This is a genomic window from Pseudomonas sp. F-14 TE3482 (genome assembly GCF_053629455.1).
In genome coordinates, this window is record NZ_JBRJII010000001.1 from 2878670 (window position 1) to 2899402 (window position 20733).

Annotated in this window: 21 protein-coding genes; 15 read left to right on the forward strand and 6 right to left on the reverse strand. The window is 60.0% G+C overall.

Features of this window, described 5'->3' with window-relative positions:
* The first annotated feature begins 2 nt into the window (after nucleotides 1-2).
* From araH to AB7M26_RS13005, 5 genes are all read left to right on the forward strand, one after another.
* Nucleotides 3-971, forward strand: a complete 969-nt coding sequence (araH, locus tag AB7M26_RS12985; RefSeq protein WP_123357792.1) for an L-arabinose ABC transporter permease AraH — start codon at nucleotides 3-5, stop codon at nucleotides 969-971.
* A 254-nt stretch (nucleotides 972-1225) separates the two neighbouring features.
* On the forward strand, nucleotides 1226-1939 hold the full coding sequence (locus AB7M26_RS12990) for a GntR family transcriptional regulator (protein ID WP_429384601.1): 714 nt from the start codon (nucleotides 1226-1228) through the stop codon (nucleotides 1937-1939).
* Nucleotides 1936-2934 (forward strand): ADP-ribosylglycohydrolase family protein, encoded by a 999-nt coding sequence (locus AB7M26_RS12995; RefSeq protein ID WP_123494567.1) that lies wholly within the window; start codon nucleotides 1936-1938, stop codon nucleotides 2932-2934. The genes AB7M26_RS12990 and AB7M26_RS12995 overlap by 4 nt, the downstream gene beginning before the upstream one ends.
* A 220-nt stretch (nucleotides 2935-3154) precedes the next feature.
* The gene (locus AB7M26_RS13000) at nucleotides 3155-4621 is read left to right on the forward strand and encodes a purine-cytosine permease family protein (RefSeq protein ID WP_123494565.1); all 1467 of its coding nucleotides are present in this window, start codon (nucleotides 3155-3157) and stop codon (nucleotides 4619-4621) included.
* Complete coding sequence (locus AB7M26_RS13005; RefSeq protein WP_123494564.1) at nucleotides 4614-5543, forward strand: PfkB family carbohydrate kinase; 930 nt, start codon at nucleotides 4614-4616, stop codon at nucleotides 5541-5543. The genes AB7M26_RS13000 and AB7M26_RS13005 overlap by 8 nt, the downstream gene beginning before the upstream one ends.
* Before the next feature lie 115 nt (nucleotides 5544-5658).
* Here AB7M26_RS13005 and AB7M26_RS13010 read toward each other — a convergent pair whose 3' ends face one another.
* The 4 genes from AB7M26_RS13010 to AB7M26_RS13025 form a co-directional block, all read right to left on the reverse strand.
* Nucleotides 5659-6039: a Rho termination factor N-terminal domain-containing protein gene (locus AB7M26_RS13010; protein ID WP_123494563.1), complete on the reverse strand. Its 381-nt coding sequence runs from the start codon at nucleotides 6037-6039 to the stop codon at nucleotides 5659-5661.
* 77 nt (nucleotides 6040-6116) lie between these two features.
* Nucleotides 6117-6371 (reverse strand): hypothetical protein, encoded by a 255-nt coding sequence (locus tag AB7M26_RS13015; RefSeq protein ID WP_007903936.1) that lies wholly within the window; start codon nucleotides 6369-6371, stop codon nucleotides 6117-6119.
* Between the two features lie 54 nt (nucleotides 6372-6425).
* Complete coding sequence (locus AB7M26_RS13020; RefSeq protein ID WP_123494562.1) at nucleotides 6426-6740, reverse strand: hypothetical protein; 315 nt, start codon at nucleotides 6738-6740, stop codon at nucleotides 6426-6428.
* 93 nt (nucleotides 6741-6833) lie between these two features.
* Complete coding sequence (locus AB7M26_RS13025) at nucleotides 6834-7490, reverse strand: HD domain-containing protein (protein ID WP_123494561.1); 657 nt, start codon at nucleotides 7488-7490, stop codon at nucleotides 6834-6836.
* Between the two features lie 231 nt (nucleotides 7491-7721).
* Here AB7M26_RS13025 and AB7M26_RS13030 point away from each other — a divergent pair, with 231 nt between their 5' ends.
* The 6 genes from AB7M26_RS13030 (at nucleotide 7722) to AB7M26_RS13055 (ending at nucleotide 13598) form a co-directional block, all read left to right on the forward strand.
* Nucleotides 7722-8204: a GNAT family N-acetyltransferase gene (locus AB7M26_RS13030; protein WP_095634928.1), complete on the forward strand. Its 483-nt coding sequence runs from the start codon at nucleotides 7722-7724 to the stop codon at nucleotides 8202-8204.
* A gap of 215 nt (nucleotides 8205-8419) precedes the next feature.
* Nucleotides 8420-9418: a 2-dehydro-3-deoxygalactonokinase gene (locus AB7M26_RS13035; RefSeq protein WP_454238985.1), complete on the forward strand. Its 999-nt coding sequence runs from the start codon at nucleotides 8420-8422 to the stop codon at nucleotides 9416-9418.
* A gap of 19 nt (nucleotides 9419-9437) precedes the next feature.
* Nucleotides 9438-10058 (forward strand): 2-dehydro-3-deoxy-6-phosphogalactonate aldolase, encoded by a 621-nt coding sequence (locus tag AB7M26_RS13040; protein WP_123494559.1) that lies wholly within the window; start codon nucleotides 9438-9440, stop codon nucleotides 10056-10058.
* A gap of 46 nt (nucleotides 10059-10104) precedes the next feature.
* On the forward strand, nucleotides 10105-11253 hold the full coding sequence (gene dgoD, locus AB7M26_RS13045) for a galactonate dehydratase (protein WP_007903915.1): 1149 nt from the start codon (nucleotides 10105-10107) through the stop codon (nucleotides 11251-11253).
* A 170-nt stretch (nucleotides 11254-11423) separates the two neighbouring features.
* Nucleotides 11424-12734, forward strand: a complete 1311-nt coding sequence (locus tag AB7M26_RS13050) for an MFS transporter (protein ID WP_429511208.1) — start codon at nucleotides 11424-11426, stop codon at nucleotides 12732-12734.
* Nucleotides 12735-12794: 60 nt separating this feature from the next.
* Complete coding sequence (locus tag AB7M26_RS13055) at nucleotides 12795-13598, forward strand: IclR family transcriptional regulator (protein WP_123494557.1); 804 nt, start codon at nucleotides 12795-12797, stop codon at nucleotides 13596-13598.
* Here AB7M26_RS13055 and AB7M26_RS13060 read toward each other — a convergent pair.
* The gene (locus AB7M26_RS13060; protein ID WP_123494556.1) at nucleotides 13595-14647 is read right to left on the reverse strand and encodes an NAD(P)-dependent alcohol dehydrogenase; all 1053 of its coding nucleotides are present in this window, start codon (nucleotides 14645-14647) and stop codon (nucleotides 13595-13597) included. The two genes, AB7M26_RS13055 and AB7M26_RS13060, sit on opposite strands and share 4 nt — an antisense overlap.
* Nucleotides 14648-14850: 203 nt before the next feature.
* On the opposite strand from AB7M26_RS13060, the gene AB7M26_RS13065 reads away from it, so the two are divergent.
* Nucleotides 14851-15741 (forward strand): AraC family transcriptional regulator, encoded by an 891-nt coding sequence (locus AB7M26_RS13065; protein WP_123494555.1) that lies wholly within the window; start codon nucleotides 14851-14853, stop codon nucleotides 15739-15741.
* A 184-nt stretch (nucleotides 15742-15925) separates the two neighbouring features.
* Here AB7M26_RS13065 and AB7M26_RS13070 read toward each other — a convergent pair whose 3' ends face one another.
* On the reverse strand, nucleotides 15926-17590 hold the full coding sequence (locus AB7M26_RS13070) for an electron transfer flavoprotein-ubiquinone oxidoreductase (protein ID WP_123494553.1): 1665 nt from the start codon (nucleotides 17588-17590) through the stop codon (nucleotides 15926-15928).
* 547 nt (nucleotides 17591-18137) lie between these two features.
* Here AB7M26_RS13070 and AB7M26_RS13075 point away from each other — a divergent pair.
* From AB7M26_RS13075 to AB7M26_RS13085, 3 genes are all read left to right on the forward strand, one after another.
* Nucleotides 18138-18887: an electron transfer flavoprotein subunit beta/FixA family protein gene (locus AB7M26_RS13075; RefSeq protein ID WP_003226982.1), complete on the forward strand. Its 750-nt coding sequence runs from the start codon at nucleotides 18138-18140 to the stop codon at nucleotides 18885-18887.
* Entirely contained in the window at nucleotides 18888-19817 is a 930-nt protein-coding gene (locus AB7M26_RS13080; protein WP_123494552.1) for an electron transfer flavoprotein subunit alpha/FixB family protein, read from the forward strand.
* A gap of 73 nt (nucleotides 19818-19890) precedes the next feature.
* Complete coding sequence (locus AB7M26_RS13085) at nucleotides 19891-20727, forward strand: substrate-binding periplasmic protein (protein ID WP_123494551.1); 837 nt, start codon at nucleotides 19891-19893, stop codon at nucleotides 20725-20727.
* The last annotated feature ends 6 nt before the right edge of the window (nucleotides 20728-20733 follow it).

Genomic DNA, 20733 nt, shown 5'->3' on the forward strand with positions numbered 1-20733 from the left:
CTATGACCATCCAAAACAACGCTTTGCCAACCCCGCGCAAACCGCTGGACCTGCGGCGCTTTCTCGATGATTGGGTGATGCTGCTGGCGGCCGTCGGGATCTTTGTGCTTTGCACCTTGCTGATCGATAACTTCCTGTCGCCGCTGAACATGCGCGGCTTGGGCCTGGCGATTTCTACGACCGGAATTGCCGCATGCACCATGTTGTATTGCTTGGCGTCCGGGCATTTCGACTTGTCGGTGGGCTCGGTGATTGCCTGTGCCGGTGTAGTCGCGGCAGTGGTGATGCGCGACACCGACAGCGTGTTCCTCGGCGTGAGTGCAGCACTGGTGATGGGGCTGATCGTCGGGCTGATTAACGGGATTGTGATCGCCAAGCTGCGGGTCAATGCGTTGATCACCACGCTGGCGACGATGCAGATCGTGCGTGGCCTGGCTTACATTTTTGCCAACGGCAAAGCGGTGGGCGTTTCCCAGGAACAGTTCTTCGTGTTCGGTAATGGTCAGTTGTTCGGCGTGCCGGTGCCGATTCTGATCACCATCGTCTGCTTCCTGTTTTTCGGCTGGTTGCTGAACTACACCACCTACGGGCGCAACACCATGGCCATCGGCGGCAACCAGGAAGCGGCGTTGCTGGCCGGGGTCAACGTTGACCGGACCAAGATCATCATCTTCGCCGTACACGGTGTGATCGGTGCGTTGGCCGGGGTGATTCTGGCGTCGCGCATGACGTCCGGTCAGCCGATGATTGGCCAGGGTTTCGAGTTGACGGTGATCTCGGCTTGCGTGCTCGGCGGGGTGTCGCTGAGTGGCGGGATCGGGATGATTCGGCATGTGATTGCCGGGGTCTTGATTTTGGCGATCATCGAGAATGCGATGAACCTGAAGAATATCGATACGTTTTATCAGTACGTGATTCGTGGTTCGATCTTGTTGCTGGCGGTGGTGATTGACCGGTTGAAACAGCGCTGATTTTCCTTGTGGGAGTGGGCTGTCTGACACATTGAGCTTGAATGTGCCTGCGCCATCGCGAGCAGGCTCGCTCCCACAGTTGATCGGTGTCGCGCACAAGATTTGTCTACACGGCAGATCCTCTGTGGGAGCGAGCCTGCTCGCGATTGATCGCGCAGCGGTCGATTTTGAACCGGGATTCTTCACCCACTTTCACAAAATATCCCTTGCTCGCCCCAACCCGTTTCAGCTATGACGGTACACCCGAGGTGTACATGATTAGACCGCTACGAATTGACAAGAAACAACAGGTGGTCGACGAGCTCGTCCGGCGCATCGAAAACGGCCTCATGGAGGACGGCGTTCTATTGCCGGGCGAACATCAGTTGGCTCAAGAATTCAAGGTCAGCCGCGGCACGCTGCGTGAAGCCCTGGTCGAACTGAAGCGGCGCCACGACATCGCTACGCAAGGCGCAGTGGGGTCCATCGTCACGTTCGATGGTGTGGTGCTCGATCAGCGCAACGGCTGGGCCCAGGCGCTTGCAGACAACGGGGCGCTGATCAATACCGAAGTGCTGCGGCTGGAGGCGGTTACTCGTCCGGACCTGTTGACGCGTTTCGGTATCGATCAATTCATCACCCTCGACCGGCGGCGGCGCGGCACCGATGGCACGCTGGTGTCCCTTGAGCGCTCATTGATGCCCGCCACCGGAGGCCTGGAAGGCCTGCCGCGAGTCGGTCTGATCGATGACTCCCTGACCATCACGTTGGCCGCCTACGGCTATATCGGCGACCACGGTGATCAGTGGATCGGCGCCGAACCCTTGAATGCCGAAGACGCCGAATTGCTCGGGCGCCCGGAGGGCACGGTGTTCCTCAAGGCCCTGCGCACCACTTACGACCGTCAGAACCGCTTCATGGAACAGGTCGAAAGCCTGCTCGATCCGGTGCATTTTCGTCTACACCTGCAAATTGGAACTTCAAAATGACCGCGCTCGACCGTGGCCTCGGCGCGTTCTACGGACTGGCCCTGGGCGATGCGTTGGGCATGCCGACCCAATCTCTGAGTCGCGCCGAGATCAAGGCGCGCTTCGGCGAGATCACCGAGCTGCAAGACGCTGGCCCGGATCAACCGATTGCCGCCAACATGCCCAAAGGTTCGATCACTGACGATACCGAGCAGGCGATTCTGCTCGGCCAGTTGTTGATTGAAGGCGAGGGCTGGATCGAACCGGCGGTGCTGGCCCAACGCTTGATCAAATGGGAAGCCGGGATGCAAGCCAAGGGCTCGCAGGATTTGCTCGGCCCCTCGACCAAACGCGCGATCGAGATGATCCTCGCCGGCCACTCGCTGGAAGAGGCAGGCCGCCACGGCACCACCAATGGCGCGGCCATGCGTATCACGCCGGTGGGTATTGCGGCCGATGTTGCCGATCCCGAGCGTTTCATCCGCGCCGTGGTGCAGGCCTGTCAGGTGACCCACAACACCACGCTGGGAATTGCCAGTGCGGCGGCGGTGGCGGCGGTGGTTTCTGCCGGGATCAACGGCATGGACCTGGGCGAAGCATTGAACCTTGGCCAGCAGATCGCTCAGCAAGCCGAAAGCCATGGCCACTGGGTCGCTGGCGGACGTATCGCCGCGCGCATCGGTTGGGCGTGGAACATCAGCGTCGACTGCGACAAGGCGTTGCTGGCGGATTTGCTGTACGACGTGATCGGCACGTCGGTGGCCTCGCAGGAATCGGTGGTGGTGTCGTTTGCCCTGGCTCGGCAAGTGGCTAGCGGGCAGATGACGGCCTTCGAAGCATTGTGCATGGCTGCCAGTCTGGGCGGAGATACCGACACCATCGCGGCGATTCTCGGCGCAATGCTTGGTGCCTGCCTGGGGCTTGAGAGTTGGCCTGCCGCGATGATCGAGCAGGTTAAAGCAGTAAATGATTTGCAGCTGGAACCGTTGGTGCAAGGGCTGTTGGCCTTGCGTTGATTGTACTGACGCCATCGCGGGCAAGCCCGCTCCCACAGGTACGGCGTGCATCTCAAGGTTTGTACTATTCCTGTGGGAGCGGGCTTGCCCGCGATAGGCGCGCCGCTTACTAGAATTGTTCACCCGCAATGGAACGCACTGATATGGCAAGGATCGCCGGAATGTTATCTCGACTTCCGAAATTGCCCATAACCACAACAATGGCAACAGGAGCATTTTTATGAGTTCATCGAACACCGGGCAAAGTGCCGGGCAATTGGAAACCCGTGGCATCGAGCCGGTGCCGGAAGGGGAGTGCAACGGTCATCCACAGCAACTGTTCTGGGTCTGGTTTGCGGCCAACATCTCCATCCTCGGCTTACCGTTGGGCGCCACGCTGGTGGCCTTCCGCGGCCTGGCGATCTGGCAGGCGATCATCGTCGCCATCCTCGGTGCCGCCGGCTCGTTCGCGGTGGTCGGGATCATCTCCATTGCCGGTCGCCGTGGCCGCGCACCGAGCCTGACGCTGTCGCGAGCCATCTTCGGGGTGCGCGGCAATATCGGCCCGACGCTGGTCTCGCTAATGTCGCGACTGGGTTGGGAAACCGTCAACACCACCACCGCCGCATTCGTCTTGCTGTCGCTGTGCTCGATTCTGTTCGGCTCGCCGGTGGAAGCCAAAAGCGCGCCGCTGCTGACCTTGGTGTTCATCGCGATTTTTGTCCTGCTGACGTTGTCGGTGTCCGGCCTCGGCCACGCCACGTTGCTGGTGATCCAGAGGTGGGCGACCTATGTGTTCGGTGGGTTGAACATCCTGGTCGGCGGTTTCCTTTGCGCGACCATCGACTGGAGCGCCGTATTCAACGCCACGCCAGCGCCCCTGAGCGCAATGATCATCGGCATCGGCACCATGGCCGCCGGCACCGGGATCGGTTGGGCCAACGCCGGTGCCGACATGTCGCGCTACCAGCACCGCAGCGTCAAAGCCGTGCGTCTGGTGGCGTCGGCGGCGTTCGGTGCGGGGATTCCGCTGGTTCTGCTGATCACCCTCGGTGGTCTGCTGTCAGTGGGCAATAACGATCTGGCCTCGGCCACTGACCCAATCGTCGCGATCCGCGACATGCTGCCGACCTGGATGGCCGTGCCGTATCTGATCACCGCATTCGGCGGGCTGCTGCTGTCGAACAACCTGTCGGTGTACTCCGCCGGTTTGACCACGCTGACCCTCGGCCTGAAGGTCAAGCGCGTGTATGCGGTGGTGCTCGATATCATTGCGATCTTCGCCGGTTCGATCTACTTCATGCTGATCGCCGAGAGTTTTTACGGCCCGTTCATCACCTTCATTTCCTTGCTGGCGGTGCCAATCACGGCATGGGTCGGGATCTTTGTGGTCGACCTGATGCACCGGCATTACTACAGCCCCAAGGACCTGCTGGACGTCAGCCCGAGCAGCGCCTACTGGTATCGCGGCGGCATCGAGTGGCGCGCCTTCGGTGCATGGGCGGTGGCGATTGTGTTGGGTTTCAGTTTCACCACCATTGGCACCACTGAACACGATGTCTGGTTCCGGGGCTTTTTGTCCGACTCCTGGCTGGGCCACAACGGCCTGGGCTGGATCGTCACGTTCGTGGTGGCCGGTGGCATTTACGGGATACTCGGCGGTGCCAAGGATCGTCGCACTGCGTTGATCGAGCCGGCCCATGCCTAAGCTTTTGCACACTGGCCAGGTCATGATCGATCTGGTCATGGCCGTGGATAAATTGCCTCAATCGGGCGGTGACGTGCTGGCGCAATCCGCCCGTTTCGAGGCTGGCGGTGGCTTCAATGTGATGGCTGCCGCCCGGCGAAACGGCTTGCCGGTGGTCTACCTCGGTGGCCATGGCAAGGGCCGTTTCGGTGACATGGCCCGAGAGGCGATGACGGCTGAAGGCATTCGGATCGGCATTGATCAGAGCACCGAGCGCGACACCGGGCTGTGCGTCGCGCTGACCGAAGCCTCGGCCGAACGCACCTTCATTTCCTGCATCGGTGCCGAAGGCAAATTGACTGCCGAAGACCTGGCGAGTGTGCCGGCCGAGGCGGGCGACTTTGTCTATGTCAGCGGCTATAGCCTGCTGCATGGCGGCAAGGCTCAGGCGCTGGTGAACTGGGTGCTGGATTTGCCGGACGGGATCAAGGTGGTGTTCGATCCGGGGCCGTTGGTGGGTTCGCCGGACGCGCCGCTGATGAAGGCCTTGTTGCCGCGCATCGATCTGTGGACCAGCAACCGTGTCGAGGCGCTGCGGTTTACCGGGGCGACGGACATCGGCGAGGCATTGAATGGGCTGGCGGATCATTTGTCGGCGGATGCCTTGTTGGTGGTTCGCGATGGGCCGCAGGGGTGCTGGATCAGCCAGCGCGGCAATCACCAGCATGTGCCGGGATTCAAGGTTGTGGCGGTGGACAGCAACGGCGCAGGGGATGCTCACGCGGGCGTTTTTGTCGCCGGGTTGGCGCACGGATTATCGGCGATAGACGCGGCGCGGCGGGCCAATGCGGCAGCTGCTTTGGCCGTCACTCGTTGGGGGCCGGCGACTTCGCCGGGGGGGGCTGAACTGGATGCATTCATTCGCGAGACTTTCGGCGCCTGATCAGCCGCTATCGCGGGCAAGCCCGCTCCCACACTGGACCGTGAACGACACAAATCTCCTGTGGGAGCGGGCTTGCCCGCGATGAGGCCCTCGACTCCACCCTCAATCCTGACCTTCAACCCGCCCTGCGCAACGCCTCGATCAACTCCTGCTTGCGCATGCTCGAGCGCCCCGGAATTTTCTTCGCCCGGGCTTCTTTCATCAGGCTGTCCACCGTTTGCGTATCGCGCGAAGCCTTGCTGTTGCGCGGCTTGCCTTCACGGGTGGCCACCGCACGTCGGGCTGATTCCTTGCGATCTGCAGACTTGGCGCTGGCCGGCTTCTTGCGCCCCGAGCCGCCGGCGCGTTCACCGCCACCCGACTGCTTGTTCACCGTGGCCCAGGCGCGAGCTTCGGCTTCATCTTTCGACACGCCTTTGTGCTCGTAGCTTTCTTCGATGTGTTCGGCCTTGCGTTTTTGCTCGGCGGTGTATTTGTCTTTGCTTCCACGAGGCATGGGTTTTCTCCTGGTTGTAGGCGCTGGCGAAGCCTGCGATCTTTGTTTTTCAAACATTCAAAGCAGCGCCAACTCGGTTAGACATCCAGCTTGCGCGCCGCTTCAACCCCAGCGGCGCTAAGTTTGATCGGCAGGTTCAGCGAGTGCTCGCCGGCTTCGTTGCAGATCACATGACCGTGCTGGATCAGCCCGCGATCCTGCAGAGTGGCGAGGGTGCTGGCCACGACTTTCTCCCCCCGGTAATTGTCCAGAACCTCCTTGCCCAAGCCATTTGGGTGGGCGTGCAGCAGGCGGGTCAGGACTTCTTTTTCCAGGTTTTTATCGACGTTCATGGTTACCTCTTCGTTAGGGCGGATAGGTATTGCAGGTCGCTCGCATCGGCGATTTTATGGACGGGTGCCAAGGCCTTCGGAACCCGAGCCACCGGTGGTGGTTTTCGAGCCGATGCCGGTGCCGGCATTGTCGGGAGTCTGAGGGCCGGGTGTATTCATCCCGCCCTGACGGCCCGCGTCGTCGTGATAAATCCGTGGGTCTGTGGCCGTCGGAGAAGGCGATCGGCCGCTGTCGATACCTTGGGTGGTCGCAGATTCGGGCCTTTGAAGTGGGTCGCTCGGGTCGGTCCCGGAAGAGCTGGTCGCGGCGAACGCGACAGAGGAGAGCAGCGTGGTAAGAGCGAGGGCGGTCAGTCGGGACGTGGTCATGGTGTCGTCTCCGTTGATTAGAGTCCTTACCCGATATTGGTCCTTTCCGAGCTGAATTGGTGCCTGATGAACGACGAGTGGTGCCGCCCAGACTTATTGACCGACGCCAATTTCCTCTTTGAACAGCTCCATGAAACCCTTCAGGCGTTCGTGACGAATCTGTGCCAGACGCTGACCGGTGGTCGTTTGGAAACCGTCCGCCAGGTGCAGCAACTTGGTCTGGAAATGATCGAGGCAAAAGCGCTTGTCGTCGTAGTCCCGTTCTTTTGCCTCTGGGTCCAGAGGATCGTACAACGCACTGCCCATGCGCCCGGCAATGTAGAAGGTACGTGCCACGCCGAGCATGCCAAGGGAATCGAGGCGGTCGGCGTCCTGGATGATTTTCGCTTCGAGGGTGGTGGGCGTGATATTGGCGCTGAAGCTGTGGGCTTCGATGGCGTGAACGACTGCTGTGATTTTTGCGCCAGGCCAATCCAGGGCTATCAGTACGGTCGAAGCTTTCTGCGCCGCCAGTCGTGATGCCTGTGAGCGCAGCGGCGAGTTCTTCTCCACCGCCACGCAATCGTGCAACAGCACGGCGGCCAGCAGTACCTCAAGATCACCGCCTTCTTGCACATGAAGCGTGCGCACGTTGTGCCACACCCGCTGCAAGTGCGACAGATCATGGGCGCCGTCTTCGCCAGGTTCCAGTGCGTGGGGCAGCAGTCTTGAGGCCAGATTATGCAGAGGCGCAAAAGCGATAGCGGTCATAAAAGTCCTTTAGTGTGGAAACGCTTTTGTGGCGAGGGAGCTTGCTCCCGCTGGGCTGCACAGCAGCCCTTACTCCAGACGACACGGTATTTCAGTTAGATCAGCGTCGCCAGTTTTGCGACTGCTTTGCAGCCGAACGGGAGCAAGCCCCCTCGCCACAGTGCTTTCAAATGTGACGAGCGCCGCGCGCGGACTTAGTATGGCGTTTTCAACTTTTCACAAGGCACGTCCATGACGATCGAAATCCGCCCGGCAACCCCCAGCGATGCTCCGCAAATCCTCGCGTTCATCACTGAACTGGCCGACTTCGAACGTGCCCGCCACGAAGTCATCGCCAGCGTCGCCGACATCGAGCGCAGCCTGTTCAGCGAAGGCGCCACCGCCCATGGCCTGATTTGCCTGCGCGATGGCCTGCCGATCGGCTTTGCGGTGTTCTTCTTCAGTTATTCCACCTGGTTGGGCAGCAATTGCCTGTACCTCGAAGACCTCTACATCACCCCTGAACAACGAGGCGGCGGCGCCGGTAAAACCTTGCTGCGCCACCTGGCAAAAATCGCCTGCGCCAATGACTGCGGCCGTTTCGAATGGAGCGTGCTGGACTGGAACAAACCGGCGATCGACTTCTATAAATCCCTCGGCGCACAGCCGCAGGAAGAGTGGGTGCGGTATCGGATGGATGGGGCGGTGTTAAGGGATTTTGCCGAGGGCAATTGATCCCCTAAAAGATCGCAGCCTTCGGCAGCTCCTACACGGGATTGTGTTCGACCGCGTTATTGCGTCGTACATCGATCTGTAGGGACTGCCGAAGGCTGCGATCTTTTTTTGTGCTCCTCCCAATATATGGGATTGATATTTATATATTGAGATTTACCTTCGTCCAGGTTTATAGTCCAGCTCACTCACTGCCAAAAACCAAAACAGGTGAAGCGATGCTGGCGCAATTGATCGCGCTCGATTGGGGGACAACCTCATTACGTGCTTACAAACTCGGCTTCGGTGGCCAGGTGCTGGAACAGCGCTCGCTGTCGTCCGGGATCATGCAGCTGCCCAAGACGCCGCGAATCATCGCCGGTCAGGCATGCGTCGACGGTTTTGAATTGGCCTTCGATGAGGCGTGCGGAGACTGGCTCGACGCACAGCTCGATTTGCCGGTGATTGCTTGCGGCATGGTCGGCAGTGCTCAGGGCTGGCGCGAAGCGGCCTACTGCGACACGCCGGCGAACGTCGCCAATCTCGGAACTTCCCTACAAACCGTTCGCAGTCTTCGCGGTGTCGATGTGCACATCGTGCCGGGCGTGATTCAGCGTTCGCGCTTGCCGAACGTGATGCGCGGCGAGGAAACCCAAGTCCTCGGTGTGTTGCAGAATCTGCCGAGCGGGAGCGGGGCGGGCAACGATCTGTTGATCGGTCTGCCGGGCAGTCATTCGAAATGGGTGGAAGTGGCCGACGGCTGCATCGTGCATTTCGATACTTTCATGACAGGCGAAATCTTCGCCGTCCTCAGTGAACACAGCATTCTTGGGCGCACTCAGCAGCGCTGCGCCTCTTTTGATGGCGAAGCGTTTGATCGTGGCGTGCGAGTGGCTCTGTCGGCGGACGGCGAGATCGGTCCTCTGTCGACGTTGTTCAGTGCCCGCAGTCTGGGGCTGACCGGTGAGCTGAGCGGTACGGCTCAACCGGACTATCTGTCGGGATTGCTGATTGGTCATGAACTGTCAGCCCTGGCCAACGTTCAGCGGCGTCGGCGTAACAGCGTCCATCTGCCGTCGATCATCCTCATTGGTAACTCTCAACTCTGCGCCCGCTACAGCCGTGCGCTCGACGCCTGCGGTTTTGCCCGGGTGACCCTGGCCGAGCAGGCCACCGAACGCGGGTTGTGGCAGTTGGCGCTTGCCGCCGGACTGATCACGACACCCCCATCCCGTTAAACCTGACTGGAGGTCTGACATGCTCAAGCAAGCACTGGCACAAAACGGACTAATCGCGATCCTGCGTGGCCTGCGCCCGCAAGAAGCGGCGGCCGTCGGCGAAGTCCTGTATTCGGCGGGATTTCGCGTCATCGAAGTGCCGCTTAATTCCCCTGAGCCGTACGAAAGTATCCGCATCTTGCGCAGTACCTTGCCCGCCGATTGCCTGATCGGTGCGGGCACGGTATTGACGCCGCAACAGGTCGAGCAAGTGAAAGCGGCGGGCGGCCAAGTGATCGTCATGCCCCACAGCGATGCCAAGGTGTTGCGCGCGGCGAAAGCGGCGGGGCTGTTCCTGTCGCCGGGCGTGGCGACGCCGACCGAAGCCTTTGCTGCATTGGCCGAAGGGGCGGATGTGCTGAAGATGTTCCCGGCCGAACAAATGGGCCCCGCCGTTGTGAAAGCCTGGCTGGCGGTGTTGCCGGCAGGGACGGTGCTGGTGCCGGTGGGCGGGATTACGCCAGACAACATGCAGGTGTTTATCGAGGCCGGTGTCAAAGGTTTTGGCCTTGGTTCCGGGTTGTTCAAACCGGGCATGACACCTGAACAAGTGGCCGTAAACGCCAAGGCGTACGTCGCTGCCTGGAATGCATTGCAGTAAGACTTCTTGGCGCTGCGAGCGCTGCATCTAATAAGAGAGGCAATAGATGAAAATCACCAAACTCACCACCTTCATCGTTCCGCCGCGCTGGTGCTTCCTCAAGGTCGAAACCGACGAGGGCGTGACCGGTTGGGGTGAGCCCGTGGTCGAAGGCCGCGCGCACACCGTCGCTGCAGCGGTTGAGGAATTGTCCGACTACCTGATCGGCAAAGACCCACGCAACATCGAAGACATCTGGACCGTGCTCTACCGTGGCGGCTTCTACCGTGGCGGCGCGATCCACATGAGCGCTCTGGCCGGTATCGACCAGGCATTGTGGGACATCAAGGGCAAGGCGCTGGGTGTGTCGGTCAGCGATCTGTTGGGTGGTCAGGTGCGGGACAAGATTCGCGTTTATTCGTGGATCGGTGGTGATCGCCCGGCGGACACCGCTCGCGCTGCGAAAGAAGCGGTCAGCCGTGGTTTCACGGCGGTGAAAATGAACGGCACCGAAGAGCTGCAATTCCTCGATTCCTTTGAGAAGGTCGACCTGGCGCTTGCCAACGTCGCCGCCGTACGCGATGCCGTCGGCCCGAATGTCGGCATCGGCGTGGACTTCCATGGTCGGGTGCACAAGCCCATGGCCAAGGTGCTGATGAAGGAACTCGACCCGTACAAACTGATGTTTATCGAAGAGCCGGTGCTGAGCGAAAACTACGAAGCGCTGAAAGAACTGGCACCGCTGACCAGCACACCGATTGCCCTTGGCGAGCGGTTGTTCTCGCGCTGGGATTTCAAGCGGGTGCTCAGCGAAGGCTACGTCGACATCATCCAGCCGGATGCTTCCCATGCAGGTGGCATCACCGAAACCCGCAAGATCGCCAACATGGCCGAAGCCTACGACGTGGCACTGGCGCTGCATTGCCCGTTGGGCCCGATTGCCCTGGCGGCATGCCTGCAACTGGACGCGGTTTGCTACAACGCGTTCATCCAGGAACAGAGCCTGGGCATCCATTACAACGAGAGCAATGACCTGCTCGATTATGTGAAAGATCCACGGGTGTTCGACTACGACAAAGGCTTCGTGAAGATCCCCAACGGCCCGGGCCTGGGCATTGAGATCAACGAGGAATATGTGATCGAGCGCGCCGCCGTCGGCCACCGCTGGCGCAACCCGATCTGGCGCCATGCCGATGGCAGTTTTGCCGAGTGGTGAGTTCCTCCTGAGTCAACACAAATCCCTGTGGGAGCGGGCTTGCCCGCGATAGCGTCCTGTCAGTCACATCAATGCTGAATGTGCCGCCGTCATCGCGGGCAAGCCCGCTCCCACAGGGTGCAGCGCAAGTCTTCAAATCGACCTCAATAAACATAAGAAGAGGCACCCCCATGCAACCGCAAACCCTCACTGGGCAGGCGTCGTTGGTGACGCCGAGCCGCAAGCGCTTTTTCATCATGGTCCTGTTGTTCATCACGGTGGTGATCAACTACCTGGATCGCAGCAACCTGTCGATTGCCGCCCCGGCGCTGACCAGCGATCTGGGCATCGATCCGATCCATGTCGGGCTGATCTTTTCCGCGTTCGGCTGGACCTACGCCGCCATGCAGATCCCCGGCGGCTGGCTGGTGGACCGGGTGCCGCCGCGCATCCTGTATAGCGTCGCATTGCTGCTGTGGTCGCTGGCCACGGTGATGCTCGGCTTCGCTGCCAGTTTCATCGCGCTGTTTGTGCTGCGCATGGCCGTCGGTGCGCTGGAAGCACCGGCGTATCCGATCAACAGCCGTGTGGTGACCACCTGGTTTCCCGAGCGCGAACGCGCCACCGCCATCGGTTTCTACACCTCCGGGCAGTTCGTCGGCCTGGCGTTTCTCACGCCGGTACTCGCGTGGTTGCAGCACCAATATGGCTGGCACATGGTGTTTGTCAGCACCGGTGCGGTGGGCATCATTTGGGCGATGATCTGGTACGCAGTGTATCGCGAGCCCCGGGATTTCAAGGGCGCCAACGACGCTGAAATCGAGCTGATCCGCGAGGGCGGCGGGTTGGTGGATATCCAGGCTGAAGCCGCGAAGACCAAGGCTAAATTCAGCTGGGTCGACCTCGGGATTGTCCTGAGCAAACGCAAGTTGTGGGGCATTTACCTCGGTCAGTTCTGCCTCAATTCGACGTTGTGGTTTTTTCTGACGTGGTTCCCGACCTATCTGGTGAAATATCGCGGCATGGACTTCATCAAGTCTGGCTTGCTGGCGTCGCTACCGTTTCTGGCTGCATTCGTCGGTGTACTGTGTTCGGGGTTCTTCTCGGACTTTTTGATCCGTCGCGGTTACACGGTGGGTTTCGCCCGCAAGTTGCCGATCATTGGCGGCCTACTGATTTCCACCTCGATCATTGGTGCCAACTTCGTCGAGTCGACGCCGCTGGTGATTGCCTTCCTCGCGCTGGCCTTTTTCGGCATCGGCCTGGCGTCGATCACCTGGTCGCTGGTGTCGACCCTGGCCCCGGCGCGCTTGCTTGGATTGACCGGTGGGGTGTTCAATTTCATCGGTAACCTGGCGGCGATTACCACGCCGATCGTCATCGGCTTCCTCGCCTCGGGTGATTCGTTTGCCCCGGCGATTACCTATATCTCGGTTCTGGCGTTGTTGGGTGCGCTTTCCTACGTGCTGCTGGTGGGCAAGGTCGAGCGTATCAAGTTGTAGTCGCGGCCTTCGGGCGACCATAATGCCGCCCGTTCACTCGCTCAACGGTAAAGGCTGGATATGCAGGAAGACGCCCCAAAAATCGCCAAGGACGCCGCGCCGACTGGCACCCAGACACTGCTTCGTGGTTTGGGTGTGGTTCAGGCCGTGGCCAGTGGCGCCCGCGATCTCAAGGAAATCGCCCGGCTGATCGGCACGACGCGCAGCACCACCCATCGTCTGGCCAGTTGCCTGGTGGACGAGCGTTATCTGCGCGTAGTGCCGCAAGTCGGTTATCTGCTGGGGCCGAAACTGATTGAGCTGGGTTTCCAGGCACGTGAAGAGCTGCCGCTGGTGACGCTGGCCGGGCCGTATCTGGATGAGTTGTCGGCGTTGACCGGCGACACCATTCACTTGGCGATCCGTGAGGGCGACGAGGTGTTGTACCTGCACAAGAATCCGGGGCGCAACGGTCCGGAAATGCGTTCGCGGGTGGGGCATCGCATGCCATTGGCGCGTACCGGGATCGGTAAGGCGCTGATGCTCGATGACACGCAGGAAGAATGGCAACGGCTGTACGAAATCAGCTTGCCGGTGGCTGGGAAAAATCAGTTCTGGCCGCAGCACCCGGAGCAATCCTGGGAGCAGTTTCAGCAGCGCATGATTGAGTATGTGGCTGGCGGGTACGCCTTCGACCTGGAAGACAACGAACCGTCGATTCGCTGCGTGGCGGCGCCGATCCGCGATGCCAGCAAGCGCATCGTCGCCGGTATCAGCATCGCCAGCACCGTGCCGTACATGCCGCTGGAAAAAATGGCCGAGCTGATTCCCCTGATCAAAGGGGTCACCGCCCGGCTGTCGGCGGAGCTTGGCTTGAAGGTTTAAACCTTCAGTGTCGCCATGTCGATCACGAAGCGGTACTTCACGTCACCGGCAATCATGCGGGTGTAAGCCTCGTTGATCTGGCGGATGTCGAGCATTTCGATGTCGCAGGTGATGCCGTGCTCGGCGCAGAAATCCAGCACTTCCTGGGTTTCGGCGATGCCGCCGATCAGCGAGCCGGCCAGCACGCGACGACCCAATACCAGTTTGGCAGCGTGCACCGGTGGATCGATCGGTTCGATCAAGCCCACCAGAATGTGTACGCCGTCGAAACGCAGGGTATCGAGGTAGGGATTGAGGTCGTGTTGCACCGGAATGGTGTCCAGCAGGAAGTCGAAATGTCCTGCAGCGGCCTTCATCTGTTCTGCGTCGGTGGACACGATCACGTGGTCCGCGCCCTGGCGACGACCCTCTTCAGCCTTGCTCGCCGAGCGGGTGAACAACGTCACCTCAGCGCCCATCGCCTTGGCGAACTTGATGCCCATGTGGCCGAGGCCACCCATGCCGAGAATCCCGACCTTGTCACCGGCCTTGACGCCGTAGTGCTTGAGCGGCGAGTAGGTGGTGATGCCGGCGCACAGAATCGGCGCGGCGCTGGCCGGGTCGAGTTGCTCCGGAATACGCACGACAAAGTGCTCGCTGACCACGATGCTGTCGGAGTAACCACCCATGGTGTTGCTGCCATCGACCCGGTCCGGGGTGGCATACGTCATGGTCGGACCTTCCAGGCAGTATTGCTCCAGATCCGCCTGGCAGGCTTCGCAGTGTCGGCACGAGTCGACCATGCAGCCGACCCCGACCAGATCGCCGATTTTGTGTTGGGTAACGTTCGCACCGACGGCGGTCACTTTGCCTACGATTTCGTGGCCGGGCATCAGCGGGTAAACAGCAATGCCCCACTCGTTGCGTGCCTGATGAATGTCGGAATGGCAGACGCCGCAGTAGAGAATGTCGATCGCAACGTCGTCGGCCCGTGGGCTGCGGCGTTCGAATTTCATCGGGGCGAGGGGAGTGGTGGCTGACTGAGCGGCATATCCGATGGCGGTGTACATGGTGAACCTCGCAAAAGCGATGACAGGTGAGGCGAGCAATTCTGGGCGCCGCACGGGTGACCGACCATGGCGATTCCTCCGGGTGTCATGCCTAATCCTCCGGCATGCACCGTTGATTGGTCGCATTGGCGTTCAGACCTGCGATGATGCTTTCATCCCGTTTTTCGCGACTTTTTTTGACTTCTTTTGTGAAGAGCTCCCTCATGTTGTTGACCCGTCATCTCGATGCCAATGCCACCCTGGTTTCGCTGATCCAGCCGCTGACCATTCGCGATGGTTTCGCGCCCACCGCATTGCCGGGAGTGCAGGTTTTACGCGCCAGTTGTGATGTGGCTCGTGGCCCGCAAATCTACGAGCCAAGCCTGGTCATCATCGCCCAAGGCAGCAAGTTGGCGTATCTGGGCCCGCGTACGCTGGAATATGGTGCCGGGCATTACCTGATTCAGGCGTTGCCGGTGCCCTTCGAGTGCGAAACGTTTTCGGCGCCGGATGGCCCGATGCTGGGCGTTTCCATCGCCATTGACCGGGTAATGCTCGGTGAGTTGGTGCTGGCCATGGGGCTGTCGCCGGGGCGCACGGTTCCCGCACAGACACCCGAGTCCATGACCTCGGCGGTGCTCGACGATGCCATGCGCGGTTGTGTGGAGCGGTTGTTGCGCTGCCTGCACGATCCGCTGGAATGCCAGATCATGGGCCCGGCGCGCTTGCGTGAGTTGTTGTTCGTGGCGTTGCGGGGGCCGCAAGCGGATGTATTGCGAGCGCTGGTGGAACAACAGGGGCAGTTCGCCCGGATCGCGGCGTCCCTGAGTCATCTGCATGCGCATTACACCGAGCCGCTGAACGTCGAGACCCTGGCCAGTTGCGCGAACATGAGCGCGTCGACATTTCATGAGCATTTCAAGCGCTGCACGTTGTTGTCGCCGGTGCAGTATTTGAAGCGTTTGCGCTTGCTCAGGGCTCAGCAGTTGTTGCTGGGCGAAGGCTTGGGCGTGGCCCAGGTGGCGCATCGGGTGGGGTATCAGAGCACGTCGCAGTTCAGCCGTGAATACAAGCGTTACTTCGAACGCAATCCCGGGGATGAGCGGGCTGCTTGATACACCACAAATCCCTGTGGGAGCGGGCTTGCCCGCGATTGCGGTGGGTCAGTCGACTTCAATGTTGAATGATAAATCGTCATCGCGGGCAAGCCCGCTCCCACAAGGGTTCTGTGATGTTGCTTGAATTGCGGGCAACAAAAAGGCCCCCATTTTAGGGAGCCTTGATGTTCAGCGATTCGACTTACATGTTCGGGTAAGTCGGGCCGCCAGAGCCTTCCGGCGCCACCCAGGTGATGTTCTGTGCAGGGTCCTTGATGTCGCAGGTCTTGCAGTGAACGCAGTTCTGGGCGTTGATCTGGAAGCGCTTCTCGCCGTCTTCCTGGGTCACCACTTCGTACACGCCGGCCGGGCAGTAACGCTGGGCAGGTTCATCGTACATCGGCAGGTTTTTGGCGATCGGAATGCTCGGATCGGTCAGCTTCAAGTGGCAAGGCTGCTCTTCTTCGTGGTTGGTACCCGAGATGAACACCGAGCTGAGTTTGTCGAAGCTGATCTTGCCGTCCGGTTTCGGGTAGTCGATCTTCTTGCAGTCGGCCGCCAGTTTCAGGCAAGCGTAATCCGGCTTGGTGTCGTGCAGGGTGAACGGCAGTTTGCCGCCGAAGATGTTCTGGTCGATCCAGTTGAAACCGGCGCCGATGATCGGGCCGAACTTGTGCATCGCCGGGCCGAAGTTGCGGCTGGCGAACAGTTCGTCGTAGAGCCAGCTCTTCTTGAAGGCGTCGACGTAAGTGGTCAGCTCTTCGGTGCCATCCTTCTCAGCGAACAGCGCATCGGCCACGGCGTCAGCGGCGAGCATGCCGGACTTCATCGCGGTGTGGCTGCCTTTGATCTTGGCGAAGTTCAGGGTGCCGAGGTCGCACCCGATCAGCGCGCCGCCCTTGAAGACCATTTTCGGCAGCGAGTTCAAGCCGCCTTTGGAGATAGCACGCGCGCCGTAGCTGATGCGCTTGCCGCCTTCCAGGTATTGCTTGAGCACCGGGTGATGCTTGAGGCGCTGGAACTCGTCGAACGGCGACAGGAAGGTGTTGCTGTAGGAAAGATCGACGATCAGGCCGACCACCACCTGGTTGTTTTCCAGGTGATAGAGGAACGAGCCGCCGGTGTTCTCGGTACCCATGATGTCCAGCGGCCAACCGGCGGTATGGACCACCAGGCCTGGCTGGTGCTTGGCCGGGTCGATTTCCCAGATTTCTTTCAGGCCGATGCCGTAGTGCTGGGCGTCGGCTTCGCTGTCGAGGTTGAAACGCTTGATCAGTTGCTTGCCGATGTGGCCGCGGCAACCTTCGGCGAACAGCGTGTACTTGGCACGCAGTTCCATGCCCGGGGTGTACAGGCCTTCTTTCGGATTGCCTTCACGGTCAACGCCCAGATCGCCGGTGATGATCCCGCGAACCACGCCGTTCTCGTCGAACAGCGCTTCCTGGGCGGCGAAGCCCGGGTAGATTTCCACACCCAGGTTCTCGGCCTGCTGAGCCAGCCAGCGGCACAGATTGCCCAGGGAGATGATGTAGTTGCCTTCGTTGTGCATGGTCTTGGGCACAAAGAGGTCAGGAATCTTCTGTGCGCTGTCGGCGTTTTTCAGAACGAAGATGTCATCGCGTGTGACTGGCGTATTCAGCGGCGCGCCGAGTTCTTTCCAGTCAGGGAACAGTTCGTTCAGGGCGCGTGGTTCGAACACGGCACCGGACAGGATGTGAGCACCGACTTCGGAGCCTTTTTCGACCACGCAGACGCTGATTTCCTTACCGGCTTCGGCGGCCTTCTGCTTCAAACGGCAGGCGGCGGACAGGCCAGCGGGGCCGGCACCGACGATGACCACGTCGAATTCCATGTATTCGCGTTCCACAGGCTATCTCCTACTCAAGGCTCAACAGTTTTTTTCTAATTGGAGGTTTGGCGTTGCATCCATTATTTCCTCCGGCAACGGCCGAAAGGGACAATGGATGACCCACCTTTCTCTCTAGGTGGCGCATTATATCTACACCACTCCTAGCGTCCAATACAAACGTTTGTTTGAATTGGCTCAAAGCCAGATAAATCAAAGTCACCGCGGCTTATGAGTGGCCATTTTGCCGTATTGACCGGAATAGGCGTTCCGGTCAAGATACGGTCGGTTTTGCGCTCGCCGTAGGCTGACTGTTGGTTTCAAGAGCACCTCTAAAGACAGGGCGATGGCAGTACAAGGTGATGCGCCGCGCAGGTTTTTCGCGCAGTTTACACGCCACGATAATGAATGACCCGTCGGTCACCACTGACGAACGGTTATCAGCCTCGTGAGCAACGTTCACCCGATACACCTGCCAGCGTTTTTAGAGGTGCCCTTGCGCCGATGAGCATCAACCGCCAGGTTCGCCTAGGCGACTTTCTTTTCACCGGAGAGTAACGAGGAATCCATGAAGGTTCTTGTAGCTGTCAAACGCGTTGTGGATTACAACGTCAAGGTTCGTGTCAAGGCGGACAATTCCGGCGTCGACCTCGCTAACGTCAAGATGTCGATGAACCCATTCTGCGAAATCGCAGTGGAAGAAGCCGTACGTCTGAAAGAGAAAGGCGTTGCGACTGAAATCGTCGTCGTCTCCATCGGCCCGTCCACCGCTCAAGAGCAACTGCGCACCGCGCTGGCTCTGGGTGCCGACCGCGCCATCCTCGTCGAATCCGCTGAAGATCTGACTTCCCTGGCGGTTGCCAAGTTGTTGAAAGCTGTTGTCGACAAGGAACAGCCTCAGCTGGTGATCCTTGGCAAACAAGCCATCGACAGCGACAACAACCAGACTGGCCAGATGCTCGCTGCATTGAGCGGCTACGGTCAGGGTACGTTCGCTTCGAAAGTTGAAGTGTCGGGCGACAGCGTTGCCGTGACCCGCGAAATCGACGGCGGCGCGCAGACGGTTTCCCTGAAACTGCCGGCCATCGTCACCACCGACCTGCGTTTGAACGAGCCGCGCTACGCGTCTCTGCCAAACATCATGAAAGCCAAGAAGAAGCCTCTCGAAGTGCTGACTCCGGACGCTTTGGGCGTTTCCACCGCCTCCACCAACAAGACCCTGAAAGTCGAAGCGCCGGCGGCACGCAGCGCGGGTATCAAGGTCAAGTCGGTGGCTGAACTGGTTGAAAAACTCAAGAACGAAGCGAAGGTAATCTAAATGACTATCTTGGTTATTGCTGAACACGACAACAAAGTACTGGCTCCGGCCACGCTGAACACCGTGGCTGCCGCCGTCAAAATCGGCGGTGATATCCACGTTCTGGTTGCAGGTCAGGGCGCTGGCGCCGTGGCTGAAGCCGCTGCGAAAATCGCTGGTGTGGCGAAAGTGCTGGTGGCCGACAACGCCGCTTACGCTCATCAACTGCCGGAAAACGTCGCGCCGCTGGTTACAGAGTTGGGCAAGGCTTACAGCCACATCCTGGCTGCCGCCACCTCCAACGGTAAAAACATCCTGCCGCGCGTTGCCGCTCAGCTGGACGTTGACCAGATCTCCGAGATCATCTCGGTCGAAAGCGCTGACACTTTCAAGCGCCCGATCTATGCCGGTAACGCGATCGCAACCGTTCAATCGAACGCTGCGGTCAAAGTGATCACCGTGCGTGCCACCGGTTTCGACCCGGTTGCCGCTGAAGGTGGTTCGGCGGCTGTTGAAGCCGTTGCCGCTGCTCACGACGCAGGCACTTCGAGCTTCGTTGGCGAAGAATTGGCCAAGTCCGATCGTCCGGAACTGACCGCTGCCAAAATCGTCGTTTCCGGCGGTCGCGGCATGCAGAACGGCGACAACTTCAAGCACCTGTACGCCCTGGCCGACAAGCTGGGCGCGGCAGTCGGCGCTTCCCGCGCCGCGGTCGACGCAGGTTTTGTACCCAACGACATGCAGGTCGGTCAGACCGGCAAGATCGTTGCGCCACAGCTGTACATCGCCGTCGGTATCTCCGGCGCGATCCAGCACCTGGCCGGCATGAAAGACTCCAAAGTGATCGTGGCGATCAACAAGGACGAAGAAGCGCCGATCTTTCAGGTGGCCGATTACGGCCTGGTGGCGGATTTGTTCGAAGCCATCCCCGAGTTCGAGAAGCTGGTCTAATCCGGCGGCTTGACTTATAAAGAGCCCGGCCTTTTGGTCGGGCTTTTTTTTGTTCTTTGAGGGGTGTTTCGCCATGGATTTACGCCGCGTGTGTGGCTGGTCATTACTGCTGGGGCTGACGCTGTTGCCGGGGCTATCCATAGCCGCGGGCAAATGTGAGCGCCTGGTGGTGACCGGCAGCCCGGACGCGCCGCCGTACCTGTGGCAAGACCCGCAAAATCCCAAGCATCTGATTGGCGCCAGCGCCGACCTGTTGCAGCAAGTGGCGGGGGAGTTGGGCATCAAGGTCGAACTGCTTTACGCCGGCAAACGCTCCCAGGCCCTGGACGAAGTGCGCAGCGGGCGCATGGACATGCTGGCCGATGCGCCGTTGACGGTCAGTGAGCTGGAAAATCTGGATTACATCCATCCACCGCTGCTGGAGAACGATTACCTGGTCTGGACTCGCAACGATTCGTTACTGGTCTACAACGAAGCGCAGGACCTTCACGGTCATCCCGGCGCCTTGTCGGAAAAGGCTCGGGTAACCCCCTCATTTGGTATTTTTGCCGAGCAGCAATTGACCCTGGTGCGCACGCCCAATCTGACCCAGGCCTTTCAGAAGTTGCTGCTGAACGAGGTGGAATTTGTCCTCGCCGGACGCTACTCGGGCATGGCCCTGGTGCAAACGCTAGGGATGGCCGATGACCTGATGGCCCACCCACACCCCATCGACAAACCGGGCCTGTATCTTGCGGTTTCCCATAACTCTGCCTGCAACGATCCTTGGTTGCGCGGACAGCTGGCTAAAAAGATGACAGAATTGCCCGCGTCCGGACTGACGGAAGCTGCGCTGCTGCGCAATATCGAGCGTTGGAAAGCGCAACGCTCACAACCGCAGCCACAACCTGTCAGTACCCCAAAACAGTAGGGATTT

Bases quoted from the DNA above. Each gene is read 5' to 3' on its own strand.
- araH (WP_123357792.1), top strand. From the start codon at position 3: ATGACCATCCAAAACAACGCTTTGCCAACCCCGCGCAAACCGCTGGAC.
- AB7M26_RS12990 (WP_429384601.1), top strand. From the start codon at position 1,226: ATGATTAGACCGCTACGAATTGACAAGAAACAACAGGTGGTCGACGAG.
- AB7M26_RS12995 (WP_123494567.1), top strand. From the start codon at position 1,936: ATGACCGCGCTCGACCGTGGCCTCGGCGCGTTCTACGGACTGGCCCTG.
- AB7M26_RS13000 (WP_123494565.1), top strand. From the start codon at position 3,155: ATGAGTTCATCGAACACCGGGCAAAGTGCCGGGCAATTGGAAACCCGT.
- AB7M26_RS13005 (WP_123494564.1), top strand. From the start codon at position 4,614: ATGCCTAAGCTTTTGCACACTGGCCAGGTCATGATCGATCTGGTCATG.
- AB7M26_RS13010 (WP_123494563.1), bottom strand. From the start codon at position 6,039: ATGCCTCGTGGAAGCAAAGACAAATACACCGCCGAGCAAAAACGCAAG.
- AB7M26_RS13015 (WP_007903936.1), bottom strand. From the start codon at position 6,371: ATGAACGTCGATAAAAACCTGGAAAAAGAAGTCCTGACCCGCCTGCTG.
- AB7M26_RS13020 (WP_123494562.1), bottom strand. From the start codon at position 6,740: ATGACCACGTCCCGACTGACCGCCCTCGCTCTTACCACGCTGCTCTCC.
- AB7M26_RS13025 (WP_123494561.1), bottom strand. From the start codon at position 7,490: ATGACCGCTATCGCTTTTGCGCCTCTGCATAATCTGGCCTCAAGACTG.
- AB7M26_RS13030 (WP_095634928.1), top strand. From the start codon at position 7,722: ATGACGATCGAAATCCGCCCGGCAACCCCCAGCGATGCTCCGCAAATC.
- AB7M26_RS13035 (WP_454238985.1), top strand. From the start codon at position 8,420: ATGCTGGCGCAATTGATCGCGCTCGATTGGGGGACAACCTCATTACGT.
- AB7M26_RS13040 (WP_123494559.1), top strand. From the start codon at position 9,438: ATGCTCAAGCAAGCACTGGCACAAAACGGACTAATCGCGATCCTGCGT.
- dgoD (WP_007903915.1), top strand. From the start codon at position 10,105: ATGAAAATCACCAAACTCACCACCTTCATCGTTCCGCCGCGCTGGTGC.
- AB7M26_RS13050 (WP_429511208.1), top strand. From the start codon at position 11,424: ATGCAACCGCAAACCCTCACTGGGCAGGCGTCGTTGGTGACGCCGAGC.
- AB7M26_RS13055 (WP_123494557.1), top strand. From the start codon at position 12,795: ATGCAGGAAGACGCCCCAAAAATCGCCAAGGACGCCGCGCCGACTGGC.
- AB7M26_RS13060 (WP_123494556.1), bottom strand. From the start codon at position 14,647: ATGTACACCGCCATCGGATATGCCGCTCAGTCAGCCACCACTCCCCTC.
- AB7M26_RS13065 (WP_123494555.1), top strand. From the start codon at position 14,851: ATGTTGTTGACCCGTCATCTCGATGCCAATGCCACCCTGGTTTCGCTG.
- AB7M26_RS13075 (WP_003226982.1), top strand. From the start codon at position 18,138: ATGAAGGTTCTTGTAGCTGTCAAACGCGTTGTGGATTACAACGTCAAG.
- AB7M26_RS13080 (WP_123494552.1), top strand. From the start codon at position 18,888: ATGACTATCTTGGTTATTGCTGAACACGACAACAAAGTACTGGCTCCG.
- AB7M26_RS13085 (WP_123494551.1), top strand. From the start codon at position 19,891: ATGGATTTACGCCGCGTGTGTGGCTGGTCATTACTGCTGGGGCTGACG.